The organism is Streptomyces sp. NBC_00878 (genome assembly GCF_026341515.1).
Taxonomy (GTDB): Bacteria; Actinomycetota; Actinomycetes; order Streptomycetales; family Streptomycetaceae; genus Streptomyces.
This window is the reverse complement of the sequence record NZ_JAPEOK010000001.1, coordinates 6,238,254-6,259,132: the sequence shown is the minus strand read 5'-3', so window position 1 is coordinate 6,259,132 and position 20,879 is coordinate 6,238,254. Positions and strand designations below refer to the sequence as shown.

Annotated in this window: 15 protein-coding genes; 5 read left to right on the top strand and 10 right to left on the bottom strand. The window is 70.8% G+C overall.

Translation table 11 applies throughout. The features are described 5' to 3' along the window. Positions 1-147: 147 nt before the first annotated feature. From OHA11_RS26985 to OHA11_RS26975, 3 genes are all read right to left on the bottom strand, one after another. Entirely contained in the window at positions 148-723 is a 576-nt protein-coding gene (locus OHA11_RS26985) for a helix-turn-helix domain-containing protein (RefSeq protein WP_266500656.1), read from the bottom strand. Between the two features lie 153 nt (positions 724-876). Next, a complete protein-coding gene (locus OHA11_RS26980) occupies positions 877-2,172 on the bottom strand; it encodes a M20 family metallopeptidase (protein WP_266500654.1) in 1,296 nt (431 codons plus the stop codon). A gap of 57 nt (positions 2,173-2,229) precedes the next feature. Further along, positions 2,230-3,798: an AbgT family transporter gene (locus tag OHA11_RS26975; RefSeq protein ID WP_266500652.1), complete on the bottom strand. Its 1,569-nt coding sequence runs from the start codon at positions 3,796-3,798 to the stop codon at positions 2,230-2,232. A 115-nt stretch (positions 3,799-3,913) separates the two neighbouring features. Between OHA11_RS26975 and OHA11_RS26970 the strand changes: the two genes are divergently transcribed. Beyond that, the gene (locus tag OHA11_RS26970; protein WP_266500650.1) at positions 3,914-4,939 is read left to right on the top strand and encodes an Lrp/AsnC family transcriptional regulator; all 1,026 of its coding nucleotides are present in this window, start codon (positions 3,914-3,916) and stop codon (positions 4,937-4,939) included. An 87-nt stretch (positions 4,940-5,026) separates the two neighbouring features. On the opposite strand, the gene OHA11_RS26965 is transcribed toward OHA11_RS26970, so the two are convergent. Continuing rightward, on the bottom strand, positions 5,027-7,003 hold the full coding sequence (locus OHA11_RS26965; protein ID WP_266500647.1) for a CocE/NonD family hydrolase: 1,977 nt from the start codon (positions 7,001-7,003) through the stop codon (positions 5,027-5,029). 319 nt (positions 7,004-7,322) lie between these two features. Between OHA11_RS26965 and OHA11_RS26960 the strand changes: the two genes are divergently transcribed. After that, a complete protein-coding gene (locus tag OHA11_RS26960; protein ID WP_266500644.1) occupies positions 7,323-8,897 on the top strand; it encodes an AbgT family transporter in 1,575 nt (524 codons plus the stop codon). 55 nt (positions 8,898-8,952) lie between these two features. Next, positions 8,953-10,044, top strand: a complete 1,092-nt coding sequence (locus OHA11_RS26955; RefSeq protein ID WP_266500642.1) for a DUF5937 family protein — start codon at positions 8,953-8,955, stop codon at positions 10,042-10,044. On the opposite strand, the gene OHA11_RS26950 is transcribed toward OHA11_RS26955, so the two are convergent. From OHA11_RS26950 to OHA11_RS26925, 6 genes are all read right to left on the bottom strand, one after another. Then, the gene (locus OHA11_RS26950; RefSeq protein WP_266500640.1) at positions 9,998-11,143 is read right to left on the bottom strand and encodes a hypothetical protein; all 1,146 of its coding nucleotides are present in this window, start codon (positions 11,141-11,143) and stop codon (positions 9,998-10,000) included. The genes OHA11_RS26955 and OHA11_RS26950 overlap by 47 nt on opposite strands. An 87-nt stretch (positions 11,144-11,230) precedes the next feature. Beyond that, entirely contained in the window at positions 11,231-13,318 is a 2,088-nt protein-coding gene (gene fxlM, locus OHA11_RS26945) for a methyltransferase, FxLD system (protein ID WP_266500637.1), read from the bottom strand. 24 nt (positions 13,319-13,342) lie between these two features. Further along, complete coding sequence (locus tag OHA11_RS26940; RefSeq protein WP_266500634.1) at positions 13,343-14,620, bottom strand: lanthionine synthetase C family protein; 1,278 nt, start codon at positions 14,618-14,620, stop codon at positions 13,343-13,345. After that, entirely contained in the window at positions 14,617-17,565 is a 2,949-nt protein-coding gene (locus OHA11_RS26935; protein WP_266507478.1) for a lantibiotic dehydratase, read from the bottom strand. Before OHA11_RS26935 ends, OHA11_RS26940 begins: the two co-directional genes overlap by 4 nt. Before the next feature lie 223 nt (positions 17,566-17,788). Beyond that, the gene (locus OHA11_RS26930) at positions 17,789-17,968 is read right to left on the bottom strand and encodes an FxLD family lanthipeptide (protein ID WP_266500632.1); all 180 of its coding nucleotides are present in this window, start codon (positions 17,966-17,968) and stop codon (positions 17,789-17,791) included. Positions 17,969-18,367: 399 nt separating this feature from the next. Then, a complete protein-coding gene (locus OHA11_RS26925; RefSeq protein ID WP_266500630.1) occupies positions 18,368-18,814 on the bottom strand; it encodes an ATP-binding protein in 447 nt (148 codons plus the stop codon). A gap of 241 nt (positions 18,815-19,055) precedes the next feature. Between OHA11_RS26925 and OHA11_RS26920 the strand changes: the two genes are divergently transcribed. Beyond that, complete coding sequence (locus tag OHA11_RS26920) at positions 19,056-20,342, top strand: XRE family transcriptional regulator (RefSeq protein WP_266500629.1); 1,287 nt, start codon at positions 19,056-19,058, stop codon at positions 20,340-20,342. Beyond that, the gene (locus OHA11_RS26915) at positions 20,339-20,878 is read left to right on the top strand and encodes a GNAT family N-acetyltransferase (protein WP_266500627.1); all 540 of its coding nucleotides are present in this window, start codon (positions 20,339-20,341) and stop codon (positions 20,876-20,878) included. Before OHA11_RS26920 ends, OHA11_RS26915 begins: the two co-directional genes overlap by 4 nt. Position 20,879 lies beyond the last annotated feature (1 nt).

Here is a 20,879-nt window from a genome sequence, read left to right as displayed (position 1 = left end):
GATCAGGCGCTGATCATGTGCTGTTCGGGCGCTGATCATGTGCTGTTCGGGCGCTGATCATGTGCTGTTCGGGCGCTGATCGGTGGCTCAGACGCTGATCGGGTCGCTCAGGCGCTGATGACGTCGCTCAGGCTCTGACGACGTGGCTCAGGTGCTGATGGGGGACGCGAAGACGACCGTGATGTCCACTTCCTCGGCGCCGGTCCGGTAGAAGTGCGGGGCGTCCCCGGCGAAGGCGAGCATGTCGCCGGGGCCCAGGTCCTGCGGGGCGTCGACGGGGCCGGCGGTGACGTGCCCGGTGGCGATGAGCAGGTGCTCGATCGTGCCGGTGGCGTGCGGGACGCCGGGCAGCTCCATCTCGGCCGGGATGCGCAGCCGCCAGATCTCCAGGCTGTTGCCGCTGCTGATACGGCGCAGCAGTTCCCGGGAGACCTCGCCGGGCTCGGTGTCCGTGCCGGGCCGGAAGACCGGCCCGGTGTCGGCGTCACGCGCCAGCAGGTCGGCGATCGGGATGCGCAGGGCGATCGCGATCGCGTCCAGGGTGTCGATCGTCGGATTGCCGTTGCCGGCCTCCAGCTGCGACAGCGTGGCCTTGCTCAGCCCGGCGCGCCGGGCCATCTCCGCGGCGCTCATACCGCGCTGCTGGCGGCGCAGGCGGATCTTCGCGCCGACCGCGGCCGCGGTACTGCTCACCGGCTGACGGCCGGACGGCGGGGGCGTCATCAGCGGCTCCCGCGTGCTGGGGTGCGGGAGCCGCTGGAGCCGCCGATACGGCCCTTCTTGGTCTCCGGAGGGGTCTCCGGAAGGGCCTCGGTTGAGTGAACCATACGTTCACTATACCGAACCGTCGGCGGGATAGTAAACCTCGCGTTCGTTTTAACGAACGAGCAGAGGGGTCGCCAGTCGGCCGAGCAGCCCCGCGACCAGTGCCGTCTGCGCGGGCACCGTGTCGGGGTAGATGAACTCGGTCTGGGCGTGGGCACCGTCACCGACCGCGCCCATGCCGCACAGCACCGGCAGGCCGAGCGCCGCGACGAAGTTGGCATCGCTGGCGCCACCGACGGCCGCGGCGGGCAACTCGTCGCGGCCCTGCTCGCGGGCGACCTCGCGCGCCAGGTCCAGGAGAGGGGCGGAAGCGGCGTTGAGGGTCATCGGCGGCCGGTTCCAGGCGTGGTCGATCTCGATGCGAACCCGCGGGTCGCTGACCCTGATGGCGTCCAACTCAGCGTCGACACGGTCCTGTTCGGCCTCGCTGCTGACGCGGATGTCGACGCTCGCGGTGGCGTGCCCGGCGACGACGTTGGTGGCGGAGCCGCCCTTGATGAGCCCGGTGTTGATCGTGGTGCCCTTGTCAGGGGCGGCGACGGCCGCGGCTGCGACCACGAACTCGGACAGCGCGGTGATCGCGCTCGCCCCGTCCTGGGGCGCGAGCCCCGCGTGCGCCTCGACGCCGGTTGCCGTGACCCGGAAGATGCCGGAGCCCTTGCGGACCGTCTTGACCGCGCCGTGGGCGCTCGGCTCCAGCACCAGCGTGACGTCGGCCTTCTGCGCGACCTCCTCGATCACCGGCCGCGAGGACAGCGAGCCGACCTCCTCGTCACCGTTGAAGAGGAACGTGACGGTGGGCACGGGCGCACCGCTCTCCCGCGCCAGTTTCAGGGCCCAAATACCTTGGGCCAGGCCGGTCTTCATGTCGAAGATGCCCGGCCCGCCGAGCTTCTCCCGGCCGTCGTCGGACGCCTCCGGCCGCTCCCATCCGGCGAGGGTGCCGGTCGGCCACACGGTGTCGTAGTGGCCGACGAGCGCGACATGCCCGACGCCCGCACCCACACCGGTGACCGCGCCCACGCCGGTTCCCGTGCCCGTATCGGCGCCCGCGCCGGTGACCGTACCCGTCCCCATCCCCGTACTCGCGCCCGTACCCCCACCGGTACCGGTGTAGGTCAGCGTCAGCGTGTCCCCGTACTCGCCGCCGAGGTGGCGCTGTTCGTGGTCGGGGCGTCCGAGCCGTTGGACGGTCAGCTCGCGCAGGAGGTCCAGGCCCCTCGCGAGGCCGGACAGGTCGTAGCTGCCGGTCTCCTGGCCGACGAGGGTCAGGATGTCGGTGACGATCTCCGGCGAGACCTCCTGGGCGCGGGCGATGAGGGCGGCGGCTGCGGGTGAGGCGGTCATGGTCTGCTTTCTCGTACGACGACGGTGGGGGCGAAGTTCCTTGTCGGGGCGCCGGGTTCAGCCGATGCCGAACGGGATGCCCAGCAGGTACCAGGCCACGAAGAACGCGACCCAGACGAACCAGAGGACGGCGGCGATCGGGATCGTGAAGGAGGCCAGGGTGCCGATGCCTGCGGACTTGCGGTACTGCTGGATGAAGCCCAGCGCCATCACGAAGTACGGGCTCATCGGGGTGACGCAGTTGGTGACGGAGTCGGCGACGCGGTAGACGGCCTGGGTGGTCTCGGGGTCGATGCCGACGAGCATCAGCATGGGCACCAGTACCGGCGCGGCCAGCGCCCACAGCGCGGAGCCGCTGGTGATGACGAGGTTCATGAACGTGATCAGCACGGCGATGCCGACCAGCACGGTCCAGCCGTCCATGTCCAGGTCGCGCAGCATCTCCGCGCCTTTGACGGCGAGGATGTTGCCGATGTTCGTCCACTTGAAGTAGGCGAGGAACTGGGAGATCGCGAAGAACAGGACGAGGATCGGCGCCATCGAGCGGGTGCCGTCGACCATCGCGGCGATGACGTCGCGGGCGGCGGAGAACGTCCCGGTCATCCGTCCGTAGACCGTGCCGAGTACGGCGAAGAACACGCCCAGGACGAGCGCCATCCCGCCGATCAGCGGGGAGTCGACGATGCCGCCGCCCGCGCCGCGCAGCGGTGAGGACGCGGGGATCATGGCCACCGCCAGGAGCGCGATGAAGCCGAGGGCGACCAGCCCGGTCACGCGCAGCGCGCGGCGCTGGTCCCCGGTGACCTCGATCGCCTCCAGTTCGTCGGCGTTCAGCGCGGCGACCGGCTCGTCGGGCTCCAGGTCGGAACGGCGGGCGAGGACCTTGTCGACGACGAGCGTGATCACCAGGGCCACGAGGACCGACGAGCCGAGCCCGAAGAAGTAGTTGGCCACCGGGGTGACCACGTAGTCCGCGTCGATGGTGTGGGCCGCGGCGGTGGAGATCCCGGACAGCAGCACGTCGGTCGTCGTGAGCGACGGGGAGGCGTCGTAGCCCGCGGAGATCGAGACGTACGCCACGATGCAGCCGAGCACCGGACTGCGGCCCGCCGCACGGAAGATCAGTGCGCCGAGCGGGATGAGGGTGACGTAGGCGGCGTCACCGGCGACATGGCTGACCATGGCCGTCATCGACAGGGCGAAGGTCAGGTACTTGCCCGGCACCCGCGCGACCATCCGGCGCAGCATCGCCGAGAACAGTCCGCTCCGCTCGGCGACGGCGATGCCGAACATCACGGTGAGGATGGTGGCCAGCGGAGGGAAGGCCGCGAAGTTCTCGACGGCGCCCTCGACGGCCATGGTGAGGCCGTCCCTGCTGAGCAGGTTCTCCACCTCGATGGCCTCGTGCGTACCGGGGTGCACGGCGCTGACGCCGACCGCCGACAGCACGGCGCTGAGGACGGCGACGGCCCCCGCGAGGATCCAGAACAGCCAGAACGGGTCGGGCAGTTTGTTGCCGATCTTCTCGATCGCCGCGAAACCCCGGAACGCGGTACGCAGGGCTCTGGACTGGGGCTCAGTCGACTCGGGCCCCGTCGGCTGTGGCTGGGCAGAGGTGGCACTCATCGGTACCCCTTCGCGCATTTGAGGGATGTTCCTGCGAACAATGGCACTCGGATGAGAGATTCAATAGCCCCTGGATGTAACAGTGGGATTAATCGGCAGTCTAGGGTGGGGCACTATGACCCGCCCTCTCCTCGACGAGCTCGACCGGCGCCTCATCGGGGCACTGCACCTGGCGCCCCGGGCCACCTGGGACGACATCGGCGGGATCCTGTCCGCCGACGCCAGCACGCTGAAGCGCCGTTACGACCGGCTGCACGAGGCCCGGATGGTCCGGGTGATCGGGCAGGCCGACTGGGGCATGCACTCGACGGCGATGCCGGTCCACGTCTTCCTGGACATCACCGGCGACACCCCGCTGGCCGTCCTCGACCGGCTCCGCGGCCTGCCCCACCTCCAGCTCCTGGCGCAGATCTCCGGCGACTACCCGCTCTACGCCGTCGTGCACGCCCCCTCCGAGGCGGCCACCAGCGAGGCCATCGACCGGATGTTCTCCGTGCCCGGCGTCCGCCGCGTCAACGCCCTGCCCGCGCTCCGCACCCTGCGCCGGGGCATCACGTGGGACCCGCAGTTCCTGACCGACGCCGAACGGGCCGGCCTGCTCGAACTCGTCGGCACCCGCCCCGAGGGCACCGCGACCGCGACACCCCCCGCCAAACCCCTCAGCGAGGCCGAACGCACCGTCGTCGCCCAGCTGATCCGGGACAGCCGGGCCTCCGCCGCGAGCATCGGCCGGGCCGCGGGCCTGGCCACCTCCACCGCGCACCGCGTCGTCCGCCGGGTCCTCGACGAGCGTTGGGTCCAGCCGCGCCTGGAGATCGTGTCCGAATGGCTGGGCTTCCAGACCTCGTTCATGCTGCGGCTGCGCGTGGCACCCGGCGAGACCCCGGAGCTCATGCGCCGCATCGACCAGCTCCCCCAGACCCGGCTCGTCGCCCACGTGGCCAGTGACATGTCCGTCCTCGCCACCGGCCTGGTCACCGACCGCGCCGCCCTGGCACGCTTCATCGACGACGAACTAGCCGAGATCCCCGGCATCCTCACCGTCAGCGTCGACGTCATGCTCACCGAACCGCGCCGCTACTGGCTGGACCGGGACCAGACCTCGGGACTCGGCACGTTCCACGCACCGACGCTGCTGTGAGACACGGGCGAGGCGAGGGCGCCCGGCCTCGCCGTCCCGGCTAGGTCCTGTCGGCCTGGGCGAGGGCGCCCGGCCCCGCTGTCGTGGCTAGGCGAGGGCATCCGCGCCCCCCTCCAGCCACACGCACAGGTGGGAGGGGCGCTCCGCATCCATGTGCACGGTGTTCGCGGCCACGGCGGTGCGGCGGGCGCCCGCCTCCGGTTCGCCGGTGTTGGTGTTGACGTCGAAGCGGGGGAAGTTGCTGGAGGAGACGTCGAGCCGGATGCGGTGGCCTGCGGCGAAGCGGTTCGCCGTGTCGGGGGCGGTGACCTCGATCTCGTACACCTCACCCGGAACGAGCGGCTCCGGCTTCTCGTAGGAGCGGTGGAAGCGGCAGCGGACGATGCCGTCGGTGAGGTTCATGGCGAAACCGTGCGGGTAGTCGGCGTTGGGCGGGTGGACGTCGATCAGCTTGATCGTGAAGTCGGTGTCCGGGGTCGAGGTGGAGATGTGCAGCCTCGCCGACACCGGGCCGGCCAGTACGACGTCCCGCACGAGCGGCGGTGTGGTCAGGCTGATCACGTCCGGGCGGGAGTCCAGCGGCAGATACGGTTCCCGCGCCCCGTACACCCGGGCGTCCGGGGCGTTCTGGTCGTAGGCCCCGCCCGTCATCACCGGCTCGCCGGAGGTGACCTGGCCTCCCATGGTGGGGACCGGGCGGCGCGGGTCGAAGTCGTACGTGACCGACGCGGCGGACGCGGTGGGCGGGGCGAGGGTGAGGGCGCCGCCGGTGGTGAGGTGCAGGGCGACGGGGGCCGTCGCCGCCGGCGGCCAGTTGGTGTCGGTGCGCCATTCGCCGCCGTGCCGCATCCGCCCGGCCGCGTCCCGACGGCCGTCGCCGCCGCCCATCAGGAAGTACTGGACGGCGGGGAGGTCTCGGTCCGCCGGATTCCCCTCGCTCTCCGAATGCCTCTCGGGATGCCCCTCCCCGTTCTCCGCGTTCTCCCCGTTCTCCGCGCTCTCCCGGCCCAGCGCCCGGTCGAACCAGCGGCTGCGGAACTCCAGGTACGACGGGGCGAGGTTGCCGTCCAGTGTGGCCCGCGGCCCGAAGTCCACGTCCCCGGCGAACGTCTCGCAGCGGTGCCCGTGCGTCCACGGGCCCATCACCAGGTAGGAGGGGGCCGACTTCAGCTCCCGTAGGGTGGTGAAGTTCTCGATGGTGGACCGGACGTAGGGGTCGTACCAGCTGCCCATGTGCAGGCTCGGCGCGTCCGGGAAGCGCCCGTAGAAGCCCCGCCCGTAGATCGCCGGGGTGCGGTAGTAGTCGCCGAACGTGTCCTGCCGCCACTGCTCCAGCAGGAAGTCCTCGTACGCCGAAAGGTGCCGCAGCGGCGTGCAGCCCGGCCGCCACGGCATCGCGCCGAACCAGCCCGCCACGTCCACCCGCAGCAGTTGCTCGGCCAGTACCGGATCCGCCGCCGCCTCCGGGCTGCTCGCCGCCTGCCGCAGCGCCCAGGTCACCTGCTTCAGCTCGAAGGCGCCGCCCATCCGCATCCCCGCGTCGTACGCGCAGGACAGACCGCCGGAGTCCTGGAACATGGCGGCGAGCCCCGGCGCCCCCTCGGCCGCGGCGGCCGCCTGGACGTGGGCCGAGTAGGACACCCCGGTCATCACGACCCGGCCGTCGCACCACGGCTGGTTCCTGAGCCAGGCGATCGTGTCCGCCCCGTCCGTACCCTCGCCGAGGTACTTCACGAACGTCCCCCCGGAGTCGCCGCGGCCACGGCAGTCCTGCCGTACGACGTGGTAGCGGGCCTCGGTGAAATGCCGGGCGATGTCCTCGGGCCGCGGGACCGGCACGCCGCCGCGGTCCTGGTCCGAACCGCGCCGCGCACGGCGGCCGTACGGGGTGCGCTCCAGGAGTACGGGAAGCGGCGCAGTCTCCGCCGGCTCGGGTGAGGCGGAGTACAGGTCGGCGACGAGGCGGACGCCGTCCCGCATCGGGACGCGCAGGTCGCGGCGCCACAGGGCGCCGCCCTGGAGGGATTCGGGTCGGCCGATGAGGGAGGTGTCGTAGCAGGTCACCTCCGTGACGCTAGGCAGTGGCCCGGATCATGGCGATCACTTGACGTCATCAGGTCAACTGTTCCGCCGGACGGTGACGGAACCGGACACGGGACCTACTGTCAGCGCATCCCGGCAACACCCGGCAACTCCCCGCGTGCCGAGACGACGGATGGCCGCTCGTTTCCCGGGTCCTCCTTTTCCACACAGCGCAGCGCTCGCCACTCCGCCGCGCCGTGCCCTCGTTCCGCTGTCCCCTTCCTTCCACTTCCTTCCACTTCCTTCCACCGTCTCCTTCCTTCCACCGTCCCTCGTTCCGCCGTCCCCTCAGGAGGCCGCCATGAGCACACCTGACAACCGCACCCAGGAGGTGCAGGTCACCGAGCCCGACGAGGGAGGCCGTGGCTCCCGGCTCCTCGACCTGGTCGAGCGGGCGGGAAACGCACTGCCGCACCCGTTCTGGCTGTTCTGGATCCTGGGCGGAGTGGTCGCCTGCGTCAGCTGGATCCTGAACGCCGCCGGCCTGCGCGTCGAGGACCCCTCCTCGGGTGACCTGGTGGGAGTCCGCAGCGCCCTGTCGGCGGACGCCGTACGGGACCTGATCACCGGCGCCGAGGAGTCCTTCGTCACCTTCGGCCCGCTCGGCACCGTACTGATGGTGATGCTCGGCGTCGCGGTCGCCGAGCGGTCGGGACTCTTCGAGGCGCTGGCCCGCCGCATGCTGTCGGGCCTGTCCCCGCGCGCGGTCGTCCTGGGCGTGGCCCTGGGCGGCGTACTGGGGAAGTTCCTGTCCGACTCCGCGTACGTGGTCCTCATCCCGCTCGGAGCGGTGGCCTTCCGCGCCGTGGGCCGCTCCCCCATGCTCGGCATGATCGTCGCGTTCGTGTCCATCAACGCCGCCGGGGACGCCAACCCGCTGATCGCCCCCGGCGACGCGCTGTTCGCGTCCGTGGCCACCGAGGCCGCGCAACTCGTCGACAAGGACGTGGTGGTCCGCGCGACGGACAACATGTACTTCACCACCGTCTCGGCGTTCGTACTGGCCGGCACCATCGCCCTGGTCGTGGACAGGATCCTCGCCAGGCGCGAGCACCACCTGACCCCCGACGCGGACCTGGAGGCCGCCGCTGCGGCGCGGGTCGTCGCCGCCGAGGTCGACGACACCACCGAGGTACGGGCCCTGCGGGCGACCGGTCTTGCCGTGCTCGGCTACGCCGCGCTGATCGTGCTCGCGATGCTGCCCGCCGCGTCCCCGTTGCGCGGTGAGGGGGGCGCGATCGTGGAGTCCACGTTCATGAACGCCATCGCCGTCTTCCTCACCGTCTTCTTCCTGCTCATCGGCGCCGTGTACGGGCGGCTCACCGGGCGGATCAGCGGGAGCCGCGCGATACCGGAGTTCATGGCGGAGGGGGTGCGCTCCATCGCGCCGCTGCTGGTGCTGTTCTTCGCCGTGTCGCAGTTCCTCGCCCTTTTCAAGTGGACCAACATCGCCACGGTCGTCGCGGTCGAAGGCGCGGACTTCCTCAAGCGGCTGGGCGCGCCCACGCTGGCGCTTTTCTCCCTCCTCATCGTCGCGGTCGCGCTGATGAACCTCCTCATCACCTCCGGCTCCGCCCTGTGGGCCCTGGTCGCCCCGGCCCTGGTGCCGATGCTGATGCTGCTCGGCACCAGCCCGGCGACCACCATGGCCCTGTACCGCATCGCCGATTCCTGCACGAACTCCATCACCCCCATGAGCACCTCCTTCATGCTCTGTGTCGGCTATCTCCAGACCCTCCGCCGCAAGGCCGGCATCGGCACCCTGGTCTCGTTCACCCTGCCCCTCGCCATGATCATGCTGGCGGTCTGGGTACTGCTGTTCTTCGTCTGGTACCTGCTGGGCATCCCACTCGGCCCGGGCGCCCCCGTACGGTGAGCGCCACTGTCCGGAGTACTCGGCCGTACGGTGAGCCCGGCCGTACGCTGACAGCGTGAGCATCGTCGTCGACCTCGGCGGGCTCGGCCCCGCGGACCTCACGGCCGGGCCCTCCGCGCTGTCGGAACTGATGGCGAGCCTGCACGTACTCGCCGAACCCGAGCACCACCCGGAGGCCACCGGCTGGACGGCCCACGCCGCCGCGGCGGACCCCGAACTGCGCGACGAACTGTCCGTGTTCGCACCCCTCTGGGCCCGCTTCCGCTGCCGCCTCTTCTTCCCCCGTACGGTGCCGCTCGCGACGAACCTCGACGAGGAGCTGGCGGCAATAGGCGAACTGCCGAAGGACGACTTCCTCGACCTCGCGGCGCCCGGAGTCCTCGGCACCTCGGGACAGCCCGTACCACCCGCCCGCGAACTCCGCCCCGGCACAACCACCGCGGAGGACTACACCCGCCGCTGCCTGCGCCGCTCCTACACCCGCGGTGAACTGGCGCGACAGCTGGTGGCGGCACCGCTGGAACTGCGGGACCGGCTGCTGGCGGTGCTGCGGGCCGCCGACACGGCGTTCTTCGCCGAGGACTGGCGCACGCTGCGCCCGGCCCTGGAGGACCACGCGCGAGAGGTACGCCGCCGACTGACGGTCCGGCCCCCCGCGGACGTACTCACCGAACTCCTCCCGACGGCGGCCCGGGTCGGACCAGGAGAACGGGTACGACTCGACAAACTCCAGATCGACGAGGTGAAGGTGGCCCCGCGCCCCCTGGTCCTCATCCCGTCCGCCCGGGTGTGGCCACACTTGACGGTCAAGCACGAGCACCCGTGGTGCGTGGTGGTCCAGTACGCGGCACGCGGCACCACCCCGGACGGCCAGCTGACCCTGCGCGACCTGCACCACCGGCTGATGGCGCTGACCTCGCCCGCCCGGATGGAGCTGTGCCGTCACCTGCTGGGCGAGCCCATCACCACCTCGGAACTCGCCGCCCGCCTCGGCTCCAGCGAACCCCAGGTCTCCCGCACCCTGCGCACCCTGCGCGACGCGGGCCTGGTCCGCTCCACCCGAGACGGCAAACTGGTACGCCACCGCCTCGCCACGGATGTCATCCAACGCCTGGGCAACGATGTGCTCGCGACTGTGGCGCGGTGAACGGGCCGGGAAGGCTTTCCCTGATCACGCTGTCGCCGGCACGCAGAGCCGCCGTCAGGTCTGCTTGCAGTCTGTCCGGGATGGTCCCTGCCCGAAGGGCGCAGGCACGCACCAGTGCGCGGCAGTCCTGTGCCTGCCCGGCCGTGGCGATCGCGGTGAACAGAGGATGCACCAGATTCTCGCGGGCCGCGTAGCCGTCTTCGGCCTCCGTCGTCCTGCGGTGCAGTTCCTCGACGATGCGGTGCGCGGCGGGCGCCTCGGCGGAACCGATCGCGTCGAGAACGGTGAGTCCGAGTCGGATGTCGAAGACGGTCATCCCGGGTTCGGTCTTCCACTCGGAGTACGTCGTCACCAGGTCCGCCAGCCGGCCACCAACCGGCTGCCCGGCATCGCGGCGGCTCAGAACGGTCAGGCATGCCGTGACGGCTTGCTCCCACGGATCGCCGGGCATGGTGTCGACGAGGAGAGCAGTGGCTTGTGCCGTATCACCCGTGACGAGGGCGGCGAGTACGGCGACTTGGCGCCCGTCGAGCATCCGTTTGCCTACGCCGTGATGAGCTTCGATGTGTGTCAGGGCCTCGGCCCAACGTCCCTCCGTGGTGAGGGTGCGCGTACCGTCAGCGAGGAGTACGCGCCACAGCCACGCGCGGACCTCGTGGCGGTCCTCGTCGGTCTCAGTGAGGTCCGCCGGTACCGCAATGTCCTCGAACCGAGCAGCTGTGGCAGCCTCGACGGCCTCGTACAGGTTGAGGAGTCGCCGACGGCCCTCGTCTCCGTGGCCGGCGCGGATCTGGAGGCGGGCGAGGTTGACGACCGGTTCCAGCCCTCGGATCGCGCTCATGGCGGGCAGGGGGCAGGCGTGGAGGTAGGCGGCGGCGTGCTGGTGGCACATCTCGCGTGCGAGGGCGGGGAGTCCGAGGTCTGAGGCGATGAGCGCGGCCTGGTTGTAGACGGCCGATGCGAGCCCTGGGTCGGTTTTCTTCATTGCGGTGTCGGCGAGGTCGGCGAGCGCGCGTATGCGCTCAGGCAGGGGCAGGCAGGCGGGCCGGAATCGGGCGACGAGCGGGAAGCGCTGGGCTATGGGTCCGTGCGGGTCCATGAGTCCCCCTGGCCTGATCGAGAACTGCTGAGGCGACGACGCCCGCCAGCCGTACGCCGACGGGCACCGTCCGCTACACGTCGGCCGTCATCGCCAGTCGACGACGATGCGGTTCAGTGGGGTGTCGAGAGCGAAGAGGCTTGGGCGCGGCTCGATGGCGGGGGCGTCGAGGGGCTGGATCTCGAACGTGGCCTCGCCGTCGCGGTACTCCCGGTCCCAGGTGCGGATCGCGTCGGCGACCTTCGCGGCCAACTCGTCGCTGCCGGGGCCGTGGCCGATGACGCCGAACTCCCAGAGCTTGCCGCCCTCGGGGGTCTTCTCCGCCGACGGGCGCCGTGCCAGGTAGGTGACGGCGCCCTTGTCTACGGCCGCGCTCGATGAAGGGTAGGGGTCGGCCGTGAGCAGACCGCCCTTGGCGCTCTGGGGGAACAGCATCCGGATCAGGCCGGAGGGGAGGGAGCAGGTGAGGAACAGTTCCATCCACTCCGGCGACTCCATGGCCTGGACCGTCATGCCGGTCCACTCCTCGGTGCGCGGCTGGTCCAAGACACCAGCGAGGGCGTGGGCATCGATGTACTGCCCGGCGGGGGCCTGGAGTCGTACGGTGCCGTCCGAGCTGAGCGGGACGACTCGGCGCTCGTCGTCGGCGATGCCCCGCCGCAGCGGCATGAAGGTGTTCATCTCGCTGCCGAGGGACACCCATCGCCCGTCGCGCTGCTCGTACGCGATGGAGCGGGAGACGGTGCCTTTGAGGCGCTGGGGGACGAGCAGTCGGCCGCCAGGGGCGAGCTGTTGCAGCCAGGCGTGCGGCACGCCGTGCGCGCCCACGGTGGCGATGATCCGGTTGTACGGTGCGCCTTCGACGTAGCCGACAGCCCCATCGCGGGTCACGGCCTCGACGTTGGTGATACCGGCGGCGGCGAGGTTGGCGCTGGCACCTTCCACGAGGTCGTCGTCGACGTCGAGGGTGGTCACGTGTCCGCTCTCGCCGACCAGTTGGGCGAGGAGACCGGCGTTGTAGCCGGTACCGGCGCCGAGTTCGAGGATGCGCCCGCCGGGCCGGACGTCAAGCTGGTCCAGCATGAGTGCGACGACGCCCGGCTGGGAAGCGCAGGAGATCGACGTGCCGTCGGTGTCGTACTTGATGTGCACCGGTGCGTTGGCGTACGCGTCTTCGAGTGACGCTTCGGGCACGAACACGTGGCGGGGCACTGTCCGCAACGCGGTCTCGACGGCGGGTGTGCGGGCGTGCCCGTCCGCACGAAGCTGGTCGACCAGGGCGTTGCGGAGGCGCTCGGCGTCCGCCGTGGCGGTGGCGGTGGTGGTTGTGTCGGTGTTCACCGCGTCGACGCTATCGGCGTCGGCCGTTGCCTCGTCGGGCGACGCGGTGTTGTCACTCGTTCCCATGACTACCTCTCGTGCGATGTGGGACAGGGCGCTCTGGTCGTCCTGGAGGAGACCGGCGCGGTTGGCGTGGAAGATCACGTGGTGGGCGATGACGGCTCGCAGGCCGCGACTGAGGGCGCCACGGCCTGCGAGGTCAGCGAGCGTGGCTCCCGCCCGTTCGAAGGCGGCCACCCACTCGTCATGCCCGTGAAGCGGGCCGTCCGGGCGGCAGAGGCCGTGGGCATCGGCGGTCATCAACGTCCGTGTCACTGGGGCGAGTTCGGCGGCTCGTTCGGGCGGTAGCGGGGTGGGGGCCGGCCGCAGGGCAGCGACCTTCGCCCATACGTCGCCCTGCTCGAACCAGTCCAGTCCGGCGCCGCGCATCATGGCGCTCGCCAGCAGAACGGCGCTCTCCCGGCGTCCCAGGTGCTCCGGGTTCGGCCGGTAGGCAAGTAGATGGCGGGAGTCGCTGTGGAACAGTTCGTGGGCGGCGTCCATGGCCTCCGGGCCGCCGAAGGTTTCGACCTCGGGCTCGTAGACGCCGGGCAACCACGACACGGCTTCACCGTCACCGATGAGATCGCTCAGCAACGTCTCCAGGGCCGGTGAGGGCTGGTCGGCGAGGTAACGCAGCGGCCAGGGCTGCTTGTTCATGAACCACCAGCCAGCGAGCTGCCCGTCGGCCTCGGCCGCGATCAGGGCGGGGCCGAGGCGTTCGACGATGACGCGCCGGGCGCTCTCGCGGTCGACGAAGGTGATGTTGTGCTGCTGCCAGCGGTCAGGGGGCATGAGGGGGTTCCTTCGGTCGGCGGATCAGGCGATGAGCAGGCAGGTGTCCCAGGCGGACCGGGGCGGTGCGGCGGTGCTGGGCGCGATTAGGGACAGAGCGACACCGGCCGCGCCGTCGAGCAGGCCTGGGCCCCGCTCCTCGTCTCGAATGAGCGCCATGGCGGCACCTTCGGGGTCGGTGCCTGGTGGGTGGACCGCAGCCAGGAGTGCCGGGATCGCGGCGCGGAGTTGGCCCACGGTCGAGGGGTGGGCGTCGTCGGCCGTACGAGCGGCGACGTGGGCGAGGCCGACGAAGCCGTGGCACAGACCGTTGTCCGTCGTGGCTTCCAGCTGGTCGGGATCGGTGACGGCGGCCACGAGCGCCTTCTCCGCGTCGATCTGGCGGCCGGTGTCGCCGACGGCGAGCGCGGCAAGTTGCTGGGCGCGGGCGAGGCCGGCAGTGCCGTAGCACCAGGAGGGCCGCCGGGGCGCGGACGGGGCGAGGTGACCGGTACGCAGCTCGCTTCGAGTGACCCAGTACGGCCAGGTCGGCCCGTGACCGGTCTCCTCCTGCCAACGGTCCAACCAGGCCAGGATGGTGCGCACCGCTGAGTGGTGTCCTTCGACGAGAGTGCCGTCGCGGGCGGCGAGGGCGAGGATCGCGAGCACGCCGCCGACACCGTGCGCCATGCCGGTGTTGGCGTGCCCGCCGGGGAAACGAGCGTCGTCCGGGATGCCCGAGGGGTCCGTCTCCGTCCACCAGCCCGGCAGGGTCTCGCCGTGATGGTTGATCGGTTCGGTGAGGCGTACGCAGTAGTCGAGGACAGAACGCATCGTGGGGCTACCGGAGTTACGGCGTAGGAGGTAGGCACCGTAACCGGCGAGGCCCCGGATGGTGTCGAACTCGGCGAGCTGCGTCAGGCGTCCGGCATCGATCCGGCGGTGTGCGGCGTCGAGACGGCGCGCGGCATCGGCCTCGATTTGTCGGTCCATCGTGTTCAGGGCGCGGTGGTAGGAGCCGGGTAGATAGTCGGCGGCACAGGCCAGGGCGTGGGCGAAGGCTGGTGCCCCGTAGAAGGGGTGGCTGTCGGGGCCGCTGGTGAACGGTTCGCGGGAGGCGGCGGCGAGCCAGTCGTGGGCGCGCTGCCACGGTCCCAGGCCGTTTGCGGCCAGCTCGATGTGCAGGAGCGCGATGCCGGGAGGGCCGTAGGCGAGGTGCTGTCGACGCGAGGACGCCACCCGAGGCCCGAGGAACGCCTTGCCGGGGTGGGCGAGTTGGGAGGCAATGGCATCGACCAGGCCGAGCCCGCGGTGAGCAGTCATGAAGTCCTCCCGGTGGTACGGGCGGTCCACGCCAGGGCGGCTGCACGTGCCAGGTAGAGGCACACCTCTTCCTCAGGGAAGTTCACGGCGACGTGCCGTACGAAGTGGACGTGCAGGAGGGAGGTCAGGACGTCGTCGAGGGCGATGCCCTGGGTGTCCGGGCCCGGGAGGTGTGGCCGGTACGCAGCGAGTGCCGTATCCCGGTCTGCCCATCCCTCCACGATGATGTTTCCGCCCGGGAAGACGTGGCGCAGCGCCGCCCAGTCGTCGCAGGGGTCGGCGAGCCGTACGGCCTCGGTGAACAGCGGACGTGGAACGCGCATCGGGGCTTTCGGCGGAACGTGGTCGACCAGCCACCGCATCGCGGCTTCGGTGCTGCCTAGGAACGCGGAGGCGATGGCGACGGTATGGGCCGCCACCAACGTTCGCTGGTCGGGACGCTGCGGCTGCGCAAGCTGGGCCAGGATTGCGCGCGAGTCCGCCCGGAACACGGCCTCGGCCGCCTCCCATGCGGCGCCGGAGCCCCAGCGGCCCATCTCCCGGTAGGAGGTGGGGTACCGCAGATCGGCCAACAGGCCGACGCTGCGCAGCTCGTCGGCCCACGCACTCACCGTACGGGCCGCCTCGGCGAAGGCGTCAGGGCCTGGGAGAGCGATACGTACCCGAAGGTGCTGGTCCGGGTCGCGGAAGCGGATGAACCACCACGGCGGGTTGCCGAGTTGATCGAGGAGCCCGGGCAAGTGCCGTGAGAGCAGGACGTCTTGACGGCGAGGGTCTCCATACAGCGCGGCCAGAAGCACTGAGGAAGCGGCGGGCGTCTGGATCTGTGCCGGAGAGAGGGCACGGGCCGGGGTGGGGATCGGCAGGGGCGGCCACTCCGGCGGCCGGGTCGCTTTGAGGGGGACCACGACCTCGTGAGCTCGCCCGCCGCACCAGCCGTACGCTTCCGGTCCGGGAGCCTCAACGAGTACGGCCAGGCGCGTACGGTCGAGGTGTCGGCGCAGTAGCGTCCGGTGGCCGGCCTCGTCGAGGTCGAGGAAGAGGCGCCGGTCGTCCTCGACGAGGTGGACTCGGCGCGGCAGCCGTCGCCGAGCCTGCCAGTCGGTGAGGGCGGCGTCCCACTCGGCGCGAGGGCGTGCGCGGCTGGGCAGTTCGGGCGCCTCCAGCCGCCAGCGTGCCGGGGTCAGCACCGTGCGCCCGTACCGCAGGCGTGGAAGGAACGGCATCGCCGCCGCAACGCCCCAGTCGAACGCGGTGACCTGCGCGCACTGGGCGCGGGACAGTTCGGTGAGGAACCGTACCAACGGCGGTGTGTGGGTGTGCAGATTCAGCGCGTGCATGCCGACGGCCTCGACGCGGTGACCGCGCTCGGGGGCTGCCAGGTACATACGCCTGCCATCACACCCCACCGCCAAGTCCCCCGGAGTGAGGCCGGCGTCCGCCGGGGTGCGGTGCTCCTGGAGGCTGATCACGGTGGGCAGAACTTGCGGGGCGCGGGTGACGTGAGCACTCTCGGGGAGCATGGGCGGGAAAGAGAGCTGCGCGGGGACGGTGTCGCTGTCGGCGACCGGAAGATCGGCCAACTCCGCCGCCAGAGCCTCGCGGTCGCCGGGAGCCAGCACACTGAGGAACCGGCCCGTGGAGACACCGGCACCACGGGACACGCTCACGACCTCCAACCGGAACTCCCCGCGCTGCAACTCCTCCAGGCCGACCGCGTACACCCGCAGTCCCACCTCCAAGTGCGGCGGCACCCGAGGCTCGTCGGGCCCGACAGCCAGGGCCGCAACCAGTTCGTCGGAGAGGACCACCTCTTCGCGGCCGTCGAGCGCGGCGGCTTGCGCCAGCCGTACGAGGGCGTCGTCCCGAGCGGAGACGCGAGGCCGAGGCGGGCTGGCCGGAGTGCCTGGGTAGCCGTCGGGATAGCCGGTGCCACTGTCCGCAAGGACCTCCCGGAGCGGCACCATCGTGCCGATGCCGTATCGCTCGTAGAACCACTGGTGGTACTCGCCCCACGCGGCGGTCCCGTACGGGCGGGTGGTCAGCCGGGTCAGGATGAGGGCGGCACGCTCGATCTCGCGGGCTACCTCGTCCGGCAGAACAATCTGCGCGTCCAGGCGCAGATCGAGCGCGACGGGGTGGCGGCGCAGGCCGGGTACGAGGGCTCGCATCTGTGCCGCGACGCGGTCCCGGCCGCCGCGTGTGGAGCACGCCTTCAGGCCTGCCCGGACTGCGCGCAGTTCGCGCACCGTCTCCGCGACGGGGGTGAGGGTTCCGGCGTCGATCGCGTCGAGCTGGTCGAGCAGATACCCGAGGGCGTCGGTCTCGGTGCTCGGTGCGTGCAGGCTCGTGATCAGCACCCGCCGCCGGATCAGCTCCCCCAGTAGACGACGCACCTTCTCCGGCTCGGCTGCGGGGAACTCCGCTCGAAGCTTGTCAGCAAGCGCGCCGACGCGCATCGGCGCCCGCGTCGCGGCGAGGACCGCGCGCAATGGTTCGGTCAAGGCCAGGGACGCCTCGACCGCACGGGTTCCACGGTCCTGGGCCTCGGACTGGAAGGGCACGACAAGCCGGTCTCCCCGGCTCGTCACGGTGTTGTTGAGGACGACGGGCAGCCGTTCGAGAAGGTCCGGGCACGACTCCAACCGCTCGACCACGGCGGCCAACCACTCTGCCCCCGCACGGCCGACGGCCACGTGCTCCGTGCCCCAGCCTGCACGCGCCTGCGGTCCGAACGCCGTAGTGGTCACACCGGCGAACAGGCCGAAGGGCGTTGCCCGGTGCTGGGCCCGCAGCAGGTAGCGGGCTACGGACTGACCTGCGCGCCGGACGTCCCGCTGGGGAGGTCGCTCGGCCTTGCACAGGGCCCGAACTTGCGCGGACAGGACCGTGCTGGAGTGTTGCAGCGCCTCGGCAGCGTCCTCGTTCGCCCAGACCGCGCGCAGCCACGCCGCACACTCCGCCGAACCGCTGGGCGAGCGATCACTGAGGTCAGGGAGCGGAGGAACCAGCAGCGACGGCCGGGCCACGGCGCGCACGAGAGCGGTAGAGCCGGTTCGGAACGCAGGCTGAGTAACCACCACTACCTCCGTAGGGCGAGGGGATGAGCGGCTGGTGTCGCCGCACGGGGGCGCGACGACACCAGACCGGGGTGACCTGAGGTCCGGGTCAGGCGACGTTGGTGGTACAGGCGCCGCAGGTGGTGCCGCAGTTGTCGTCGGTCAGGTTGACCAGGCCTGCCGGGTCGGCGATCTCGACGAGCGAGACGTCCAGGTCGAAGCCGTCCGATGCTTCCGGGGTCTGCGGGCGCGCCTGGGTGCGGCTGGGAACTACGGTGCTGCGTGTCATGCGTACCAACTCCTCATGCTTGGTGGGATTTGCTGTGCAGTGGTGCCGTCCTCAGGCGCCATCACGCGGAGCGCTGCCAGGCGGCAGGCTCCCCGACCGGCTCCTGGCCACCCGGCACAAGGTGACGCGATCCACGGAGCAAGTCGTCATGGGCTGCATGCCTCGTGCCGGGAAGTCGTGTACCGGCTTGCTAGGTGTTCGGGATGGCCGATCTGGCCGCCTGGCAGTCGGGTATGCAGGCCCAGAGCCGAAATGGCAGGCCCCCGTGGCGCACCTCACCCAGCACCCGGCCCCTCGCTCCCAGCGGGCGGGTGCAGAGGGCGCAGTCCATGGCCATCTGCTGGCGCGGCCGGAGGCGGGCGACGTCAGGGAGGGGCGGGTGCACCGTGACGGGAGTCATCACTCGTCGTCCTTGACGCGAATCTCGGCCCAGACCTCTTTGCCCCATGGGCGCCTGTCCGAGCCGTGCAGGTCATAGCCCCAACGGTCGGCGACTGCGTCGATGAGGAGCAGTCCGCGACCTGACTCGTCATCGGCGTCGGCCTGGCTGAGAGCCGGGACGCGTGACGGTTCCCGGTCCACGACCCCGACGCGTACCCGTTCCGCGCTCGGTCGCCCGACAATCAGGCGGATCGAGCGGCACGGAGTGTGCCTGGCGGCGTTCGCGATCAGCTCTGTGACGATCAACGCGGCGTGGTCGGCGAGGTCGTCGAGGTGCCATATGCCGAGGACGTCCCGGACGAGCTTGCGGCCGGGCTCGGCCGTGGACGGCTCGCACGGGAAGGTTTGGCTATAGGCGGGGTGACCGACGGATGCGGCCTGAACTGCCGTACTGAGACTCGTCATTGGGGTAGAGCCTTCGTTTCGTCTCGGCGCCCGACCCGCCCCATCGGGGGACTTCAGGGGCAGACCGGGCCGTCAACAGCCGTCCGTACAGAGGGGTGTGACGGGCGACCAGCACCCAGACAACTCCCTTTCACCGCAAGCTGGTTAGGGCGATCGGGTATCTCTCCGACAGGCCGACCTAGGGTGATTTGCCCCCTCCTTTACCTGGCAGGTGAGGGGGAGCGAGGGCTACCGTGCACAGATGGACACCACGCGTAACACCGTCCTTGAGGCGTGGATGGCTGAGCACGGCTACAGCTCCAACAGCCTTGCTGACGCTGTGAACAGGGCTTTAGGTGAGCTGACCGGGCGGCCTGGCGGTCTCGACGGCTCATCGGTCCGGGGCTGGAAGGCAGGCCGGGTCACGTGGCCCAAATCGGCTACCCGTAAGGCACTTGAGGACGTCAGCGGCCTGCCCGCCATCGCTCTAGGGTTCGTGCCACGGGGTCGGACTCCGGCCACCCCAGCCCCACCGCAGCAGGAGGACCCTGACTTGAAGCGCCGTACCCTCGTCGGCGGGATCGCGGCGGCTGCCGCAGCAGCAGCCGCTGCTCCCGGCACCGCTTCGCCTCGACGTATCGGCATGAGCGACGTCGACCGTCTACAGAAGCGCTTCGCCGAGATCATCGCCAGCGACCACCGCCACGGCGGCCAACTCGGCATCGAGCAGCGGGCCGCCGCGCTGGCCGACGAGACCCTGAACCTCCAGAACGCGGGCAGTGCCACCCAGCGCGTACGCAGCAGCCTCTACGCCTCCGCAGCGGCGTTCCGCTCCTCGGCGATGTGGGCCGCCATCGACGGCCGGCGCTACGACATCGCCAAGGCGCACATGCGTGAGGCCCAGGCCCTCGCCGAGATGTCCGGCGATCAGGCGATCAAGTTCCGCATCTGGAGTCACGCGGGAACCATGTACCGGCATATGGGCCGCCCTGCCGACGCGTTCGCCGCGAACGACGTCGCCCGCAACCTGCACCTCGCACGCCGTGACTCTCTGTTCGCTTCCCTCGGCCTGGCCAGGCAGGGGGCCATTCACGGCGCGGCGCAGGACCACACCAGCACCCGCCGGGCGTTCGAGCACGCGCAGGACGCCATGCTGCGAGCCGACCCCGCCGACTACCGGCCGGTGTGGCTGCTGGCCTTCTACGACCAGGCCGAGCTGGACTCCTTGGCGCTGTCGGGGTACTTGGCACTCGGCGACTACTCGACCGCCGAGTACCACGCCCATCGCTGCCTGTCCGCCCTCCGACCTCACATGATCCGGTCCCGGGCCATCGCAACGACCCGGCTCGCCCACGCCCAGCTCGCGCAGGGTGCCGCCGACGCCGCCACGGCCACCGCGATGAAGGTCCCCACCGACGCCGCCACCCAACACGCCCGGGTGGCACGCATGTTGCAAGAGTTCGGGGCGGCACTGCGCGCCACCGCGTCCGGCAGCACGACCGTCCAGACCTGGACCGAGCACGCAGCCACATGGAGGACGGCCGCATGACCACGGCGCCCACGATCGACCTGCGAACGTTCACCACCCTCGACACTGTCCGAGGGGACCTCCTCGACGTGTACGCCGACGCGCGCGCCCCGCTCCTCCACCTGCCGAACTATGCGGTCACCGCGTTCGGCGAGCGCCTGGACCGACACAGCACCGAGCCGGGGTTCGTGGCCGTCCTGGCGTACGCGGACGAGCATCCGGTCGGCTACGCCTACGGCAACACCATCAAGCACGGCGACCGCTACTGGCAGCGCACCAGCCCGGCGCCGACAGACACGTACACCGAGCGTCCGGCCATGGCCCTCAAGGAAATCGGCGTCCGACCAACCTGGCGGAAGACCGGCACCGCCCGCCGCATCCACGACGCCCTCCTCGCCACCCGCGACGAGCCGTACGTCACCCTCATGGTCAACCCGGCCGCCGGGGACGGAAAGGTCCACGCGCTCTACGAGTCATGGGGGTACGAGGACATCGGGCAGAGCCAGCCGTCACCGGCCTCGCCGGTCCTCACCGTGATGATCCGCGCCAGCCGCTGAC